Raw genomic sequence first — 7,565 nt, 5'->3', positions numbered from 1 at the left:
ATCTGGAATGGGTCGGTGCTGGCAGGTGGGGGGCCATACGAGGCAGGGGTTACCGGTGGCGGCATGAACGGATCGGGTGGAGTTCCTGCACTCTGGGCAGGTGGTATTACCGTTGGTGGATAGGAAGTGGGTGTTCTTCCTACCGACGGTTGGGGAGGAGGTACAACCGGTGGCGCTCCCGCTGGCGGCGGCTCAGGAGGGATCACGACGGTTGGCGCAGCTCCTGCGGGTGGCTGTTCGGGGGGGATAATGACTGTGGGCGGTACCCCTGGTGTCGGTTGCTGCGGTGGGATGACGACGGTGGGAGGTGCCCCTGTTGCCGGCTGCTCCGGGGGGATCATGACGGTTGGCGGTGCGCCCGGAGTCGGTTGATCTGGAGGAATGATAACCGTGGGTGCCGCTCCGCTAGTGGGCTGCTCCGGAGGAATTACAACAGTGGGTGGCGTCCCTGTGGTTGACGGTGAAGATCGCTCAGGTGCTCGTGCACCACACTCTGGGCAGAAACGATCTTCTGGGGTGAGCTTCCGTCCACAGTTCACGCAAAATGTAGAGGCTGCCGTCGCTTCAGGTGTAGGCCCTGCTCCTGCTTGCCCAGGAGGAATCACCACCGTGGGTGGTGCTCCTGTCGCCGGTGACGAAGGTTGCTCAGGTACTCGCGCACCACACTCTGGACAAAAGCGGTCTTCCGGGGTGAGCTTATGTCCACAGCTCGCACAAAAGGTTGGGTTCGGTGAGTCTCCCATATCTACTCCTTGGGTACTACGAGATTGTCGCTGTTGTCACGATTCCTTTTGACATCAGATTGCGCAGCACCTCAATAAACACACGGTTCTCTTCCGCTGTGCCAAACGAAATCCGCATCCAGCCCGGTAAGCCCCATCCACTCAGCGGCGTGACCAACACCCCGTGGCGGGCAAGTTCTGCTGCCGCCGCAGTATCATCGGCAATTGCGGCGACGACAAAATTGGTTTCACCGGGGATCACCGTCATCCCCATAGCCCGTAGATGGTCGGTGAGAAATGCCCGACTGGCAGCGGCATGGGCCAGTGAGCGTTCGAGATGTTCAACATCGTCAAGGGCAGCCAGGCCGGCAATCTGAGCCAGAACGTTCACGTTGAACACCGGGCGTGCCCGTTCCAGGTAGGCTATCAGATCGGCGTTACCAAAGGCGTAGCCCAGCCGTAAACCGGCCAACCCGTGAATCTTGGCGAAGGTGCGCAGAATCAACAGGTTATTGCGTCCGTCGCGCAACAATGGCAGCAGATCGGGAAAATCCGGGCGTGTCACAAATTCCAGATAGGCTTCATCAACAACGACCAGCACATCAGGTGGTACCTGTTCGAGAAATGCCATCAATTCAGCGGCGCCGACCGTGGTGCCGGTCGGATTGTTGGGATTACATACAAAGATGAGGCGGGTTTGCGGCGTGATCGCGGCAGCCATGGCCGGGAGATCGTGCGTCATCTCGTGCAGAGGAACCTGACGGCCAATAGCGCCTTGCGCCTGTATCCGGCGGGCATAGCTGATAAACGACCCCTGCGCCAGGACTGCTTCATCACCCTCGCCGAGCATTGCATGGCAGATGAGCATAATCAGCTCATCAGAACCATTGCCCAGCATCACCTGGTCGGGATGCAGATCGACGCGAGCGGCCAGTGCCTCTTTCAAGGCTACGCCGCTTGCATCGGGATAACGGTGGATCGTGCTCAGCGCCTCTTGCACGGCAGCCACAGCACGTGGTGATGGGCCAAGTGGATTTTCATTGGCGGACAGACGGGCAACGACGACACCGGTCGATGATCGGCGAGGTGGTGGCGCTGGCGATAAGGCTTCAAGAAACACTTTCTTTCGGATCGGCACATCAAATCTCCGCTGACAATTCAAAAGAGCGATTCATCCGCTCGGTGCGTGAACGCTGCATTCGTTCAACCGGTAACAGCACCATAAACGTGCTACCCTGACCCTCGCGACTCTCAATCCAAATCTGACCACCGTGCAACTGAACAATCTCACGGCTCAGATACAACCCCAAGCCCAGCCCCTCTGCCCGGCGGCCCGGTGCACGATAGTAGCGCTGAAACACGCGCTCCTGCTCTTCAGGGGGAATACCTGGCCCCTGATCGCTGACACTGATCAGCACCGCAGGTGCATTATTGTTGAGCAGAGTCGCACTGCGGAGACGCACGCTGATCACACTGTCGGGTGGACTGTACTTGATAGCATTGCTGATCAGGTTTGTCAGTACCTGCCGGATACGCATCGCATCGCAGGTTACCATCAATTCCGCAGACTCGGCCTCAAGTAGTAAATCACGCTGACCGGCGTTTGGTCGTTGTTGATCGATCACCTGCTGAGCCAGCCCGATAAGATTGACCTGTTGATATTGCAAATCAAACTGGCCGGCATCAAGGCGTGATACATCAAGGAGATTATCCACCAGGCGGAGCATATGCGCCACCTGTTGGGAGAGGATCGTCAAGCCGTGCAGATCACGGTGATCGCCTTCACGCTGCTGTTCCCGTCGCAATAAAAGATCGGCATAGCTGCGTACTGCTGCCAGCGGGCTGCGTAATTCATGAGCGGCTACGGCCAAAAATTCATCCTTCGCTCGCTGCACCTTTTGAGTTGCGGTAATATCGCGGAACGTAATTACCGCGCCTTCAACTTCGCCCTGTTCGTTAACCGCCGGGGCGCCGCTGAAGCTGAAGAAGCGCTCACTGTTATCAGGCAGGCGTCGCATTACCCGATAATCGTAAAACGTTTCGCCACGCAAGGCACGGGTAAACGGTAAATCATCGGGTGTCAGGGCGTTCCCATCGAGATCGCGCAGTTCGTACAGATCAGGAATAGTTGCCAGGGGTGTCTCGAAGCTCAGTGTTGGACAGGAGAGAAGATCGTGGGCGGCCTGGTTGGCCAAGGTTAAACGACCGTAGCGATCACACAGTAACACTCCCTCGGCAATCGACTCGATCACGGTATGGAACTTTCTACGCTCGTGTTGGCTATCTTCATACAACCGCACGTTAGCAATCGCGAAACCGACCTGATTGCAGATCGGCATCAGCATGTCTTTGTCAATTGCCTTGGTGAGTTCGATATCGCCAAACAGCGCCAGCACACCGGTCACAGTACCACCGGCCAGCAGCGGTAGATAAGCCGCAGCTACCATACCGGCTTCGATCAACGCCGACTCGCCACGCTCGCTGAGCAGCGGACGAAATGCTGGCTGGCCGTAACGGACAACTTCTGCACAGGGAGATGCATCAACTGACATCTGATCGAAACAGGAAAGAGCAGTCAGTTCAATGTTACACCAGGCACTGACCTGTAGACGTTCCTGGGCCGGATCGAAGATCAGAAGCGCACCGCTCTGGGCAGGGGTTAATTCGAGGACAACGGTCAAAACACTCTGCACCAGATCGGGAAGATCGGCAGCAGTGCTGATCGACGTTACAACAGCATCAAACGCTTTCAGCCGTTGGTTGCTTCGCCGGAGTTCATCGTACAATTGGGCATTGCGAATGGCTGCGGCAACGATACCGGCGATAACCTCGAAATCGGCCATCGCTATACCGAGTGGTTCATTGACATTGCTGACCAGTTCCAGCACTCCTACCAGCGTATTGCCTGCGCGCAGTGGGACAGCGGTTACCAGCAGGCTGCGCGGTAAAAGATCGCCGATTGCTTGAAAGACCGTCTGGGCCTGTTGAGAGGCAATACCCTGCAATTCACGATAGCCATGTTCGCCGTGTTGTTGGATCACCGTCTCTCGCTGCCAGGCCAGCCCGGCGGCTCCTTCTCCTGGTCGCAATCTGACTCGCAACCAGTGTTCACTGATTGCAGACGGTATTGCTAACCCGGCCTGGGCTACCGGTTGCAAGCCGCCCGTGGTAACGAGCCAGAGTATGACGGCACGTACAGCCGGTAAATGTTCGGCAAAACCGGAAACCAGAGTCGGAAAGAGGCGTTCTGGTTCTTGCAAGGCCAGCCAGGCCGCACTGATCTTGAGCCAGTGCTGGATACCCTCACCTGGCACTGCTCGCTCAATCATCTGATCAGATGCGCTAAGCTCTGGCTGGTGTTCAGTCATCGTAGCAACTCTCCGTGCGACCAGGCCACGGCGCGGTTGATGCCTTCTGCTAGAGGTACTTGCGGATTGAACCCCAACAATTCACGGGCCTGCCGGATATCAGCAACATAGTACGTTACTTCACCGACCCGCTTTGCCGGTTGAACAATGATCTCCGGCTGACGACCAAGGGCATGACCGATCAATTCCGCGACCCGAATCAACGTATTTCCCTCGCCGTAGGCCAGATTGATTGTGCGGTTGTATACCTCCCCTCGGAATAAACGGTTGATACCGCACATAATTCCATCAACACAATCGTCAATGTAGGTGAAATCAAGCACCTTATTGGCACCGTACACCGTCACCGGTTCTCCACGACTGATCCGATGAATAAACAGCGGAATCACCCGTTCCATGCGCGCCAGGTCATTATCGAAGCGGCCGTAGACATTGGAAAAGCGGAAGACAATGTAGCGCAGACCATAACAGCGTGCGTAGGCATAGATCAGGGCTTCACCGGCAATTTTGGAAGCAGAATAAGGACTCTCGGTAAAACTGAAATCGGCACGTGTCTCCTCTGTCATATAGCGGTGAATGTCACCGTAGACTTCCCGTGAGGAAGCAAAGATGATCGGGATGTCGTGATGCCGGCAATATTCGAGCACATTGTAGGTGATGTTGATATTTTCCAGGGCGCGATGTGGCTCGGTTACCAGCTCGTAGACTTTGGCGTTGGCCGCCAGATGCACCACCAGATCGCAGGGCGGGTAGGGAGCACCACCGATCCCGGCGCGGAAATCACGTTGGGGTATAGCGAGGTCTTGTAACAGGGTGGGAATGCGATCTGTCCACGGATTAACCCGACGATCAACGCCAAATACCTGGTGACCAGCCTCGATCAGCCGTAGACCGAGGTTGGTACCAATCATGCCCGAAGAACCGGTGATCAGGATGCGCATTGATAGAACCGTCTCGCCAAACTGTCAGGATGCCATTACTGCTACCGATACAATGGTGGTTGTACAATCCAAACGCTATCAGTAGGTGGAAGATAGTGTCCAGTCTGGTATCGTTTGGTATTCGTGAATAGTATATCATGCAGCCGGTTACATGAGCGATGGGAATAATGTTATATCGCTGCACAAAGAGTTTAGTGGTGAGGCTAAAATATCTTAGGGAAGTTTAATCACAGCAGTATTATTGGCAGCACATTATGTTATCAGGTCGGCATATCCATAACCTCGTTTTGCTTACACTGTACATTTATCTATTTCAGACAACAATAGCCAGGATGAATCTGATCTGATTAGATTATCAGTTGTACTGGAATGAGAGGCAGAGCTTTGTTCGGGAGGATTTTTACCGACGAACAGTTTACGATATGAACGACTGGTTTTTATATGTATCTTTTTGTTGTAGCATGTTGATTGCATTTTGAAATTATTTTGATTAATATTATTGCTTTCTTATAATGAATCTCTCCTACCTGTAAATAATACTTTGGAAGGCACCCAATCTCGAGCATACTTATCTGCTTTATCTAACCATTTGGCAATTCGGTCTTGTGGTTCTACCCGCTCTCCCCAGTATTCCGCAAAGAGTTCAATATCAAGTCGCATTGCTGCTTCAAGCATTTCGGCCTCTATATCCTGGAGTGCCCTCTGTATATATATACCTCCCCGTTTTGTGGTGCGACGTAGGGCGACGCTACCCGCAGAGAATAAATCTCGCACCTGGTGACATATCACTCCGTGATATGTTAGCAGGTAAAGTACTACATCATCATATTTATGTCTAAGCCCGGAAGGACTAACGATTTGTGGGCACAGTAAAGCAGCTTCAGCTCTTAACATCCCCTTTTCTTCGTCAGGCAGACTGGTATATAAGCGAACTTTGATAGGAAGCGAATGCTCTGGCTCAGCTTTTTCTTCTAGCCACCAAAGACGCTCACCGGGTTTTAACCTTTTTCTTGCATATTCGCGAATATAGTGCATCTTTTGCTCTATCGAATAAGTACTGAATTCCTTATAGGTAATACCCATTTGCTCAAATAGTGATCTCCTTTTGGAGTTAATTTCTACCTCGAATCGTGGCACGTGTGTAGTCCTGACATGTATAACACTGTCATCGTATCTCGCCCACTTGACCTCTGGCTTACCCCCCATTTTTCCAAAAACTATGTATATGTAAAGAACACCTGATTTTCTAGTTGACTCCACAATACTATTTGCAACACTGCGCCATGTATCATGTAAGGTAAACTTCACCTCTATGCCAAATTCCCCCAACGTGATGTCTGGAAAAGCATGAGGATGGGGGTTAAAATCAACAACTAGACCTTTATCCTGCATAAAATCATCAAGCACTTCGCGTACTCGACTTTCAAAGTCTTTGGTAGATTTAAATGCTTGCCTCCTTTCCAGGTCTTGATTGAGCATCCGTACTACTTCGTCTAATATCTTCTCAAATTCTTCTACAGTCATACTTGACACCGGTCTCTAAGGTAATTGAGAACTGCATTCGCAATGTGCCATGCCAATACAGGGGGAACAGCATTACCTACCTGTCGCTCTGTTTCCCTTAATTTAGACTCGAAAATGAAATTGTCAGGGAACGACTGAATGCGAGCTGCTTCACGCATCGAGATACGTCTCGGAAGAGAATAGTGAAACTGAATGTTTCCGTGACATTCGGCACGGATTGTGTAACCAGGTTTGTTTGGGTCAAGTCGTCTATTACCCTGTTCAGGGCTTCGATTGGCTAAGCTCCATATATGATTTATTTCAGGGTTGGCTTCGAGACGTTCAAGATCACTAATAGCTTCACGCGCAGTCATCCAATCCTTTCTGCTCCTTTCAGGCTCTGGTGGAACAAACTTTGCTCTTCCTTGCTGAGTTCCAACAATGAATACACGCTCTCTGATTTGTGGAACACCATAATCTGCTGCATTATATAATTTATATGAAATTTCATAACCTAAAGATTTGAAATCCTCTAATATTTGATGTAATGACGACTTATTGTGGCGCATTAGCAATCCTTTGACATTTTCTGCAACGAATATTTTGGGTTTAGTTATCCTGATTGACTCTACCATGGCTTTATAGAGGCTACTACGTTTTCCAATAGCACCTGAACCTCTAATATTGTTGATAGAGATGTCTTGGCAAGGAAATCCACCAATCACAATATCAACATTTTTGGGTATGCTATCCATGACATCCCAAATATCTCCACAGACTATGTTTTCGTTGATATTTCTTCTATATGTTCTACATGCTGCCTCGTTTATATCATTTGCCCAGACAATTTCAAATGGTAATCTAGGGTAATATCTCCCGAATACTTCAAAACCCCCTTTGAATCCCAGGTCCATTCCTCCACAGCCTGAAAATAGAGAAACTACAGAAAAAGTTTGTTCCGTTATAAAAGAATTAGCACTAATGGCAGCGAATAGTGGTAAATCTTTGAGAGATTTTGTGCTGGTCGGTTC

Annotated in this window: 6 protein-coding genes; all 6 read right to left on the bottom strand. The window is 51.3% G+C overall.

Going from position 1 to position 7,565, the window contains the following annotated elements; translation table 11 throughout:
• Nucleotides 1-743, bottom strand: a 743-nt coding sequence (locus VAE57_RS01855) for a zinc ribbon domain-containing protein (RefSeq protein WP_322820216.1), incomplete at its 3' end; no start/stop codon positions are given.
• A 16-nt stretch (nt 744-759) separates the two neighbouring features.
• Nucleotides 760-1,860, bottom strand: a complete 1,101-nt coding sequence (hisC, locus tag VAE57_RS01850) for a histidinol-phosphate transaminase (RefSeq protein WP_322820215.1) — start codon at nt 1,858-1,860, stop codon at nt 760-762.
• Nucleotide 1,861: 1 nt separating this feature from the next.
• Nucleotides 1,862-4,090, bottom strand: a complete 2,229-nt coding sequence (locus tag VAE57_RS01845) for an ATP-binding protein (RefSeq protein ID WP_322820214.1) — start codon at nt 4,088-4,090, stop codon at nt 1,862-1,864.
• A complete protein-coding gene (locus VAE57_RS01840) occupies nt 4,087-5,031 on the bottom strand; it encodes an NAD-dependent epimerase/dehydratase family protein (RefSeq protein ID WP_322820213.1) in 945 nt (314 codons plus the stop codon). The genes VAE57_RS01845 and VAE57_RS01840 overlap by 4 nt, the downstream gene beginning before the upstream one ends.
• Nucleotides 5,032-5,538: 507 nt before the next feature.
• Nucleotides 5,539-6,555, bottom strand: coding sequence for a hypothetical protein (locus VAE57_RS01835; protein WP_322820212.1), 1,017 nt, complete (start codon nt 6,553-6,555; stop codon nt 5,539-5,541).
• Nucleotides 6,552-7,517: a DNA cytosine methyltransferase gene (locus VAE57_RS01830; protein WP_416208420.1), complete on the bottom strand. Its 966-nt coding sequence runs from the start codon at nt 7,515-7,517 to the stop codon at nt 6,552-6,554. The genes VAE57_RS01835 and VAE57_RS01830 overlap by 4 nt, the downstream gene beginning before the upstream one ends.
• Nucleotides 7,518-7,565: the final 48 nt, after the last annotated feature.

Origin of the sequence: Chloroflexus sp. (assembly GCF_034434295.1) — a bacterium.
Lineage (GTDB): Bacteria > Chloroflexota > Chloroflexia > Chloroflexales > Chloroflexaceae > Chloroflexus.
This window is presented reverse-complemented; position numbering and strand designations above follow the sequence as displayed.

Coding starts and splice junctions, on each gene's coding strand:
- VAE57_RS01835 (WP_322820212.1), bottom strand. CDS start 6,555: ATGACTGTAGAAGAATTTGAGAAGATATTAGACGAAGTAGTACGGATG.
- VAE57_RS01840 (WP_322820213.1), bottom strand. CDS start 5,031: ATGCGCATCCTGATCACCGGTTCTTCGGGCATGATTGGTACCAACCTC.
- VAE57_RS01845 (WP_322820214.1), bottom strand. CDS start 4,090: ATGACTGAACACCAGCCAGAGCTTAGCGCATCTGATCAGATGATTGAG.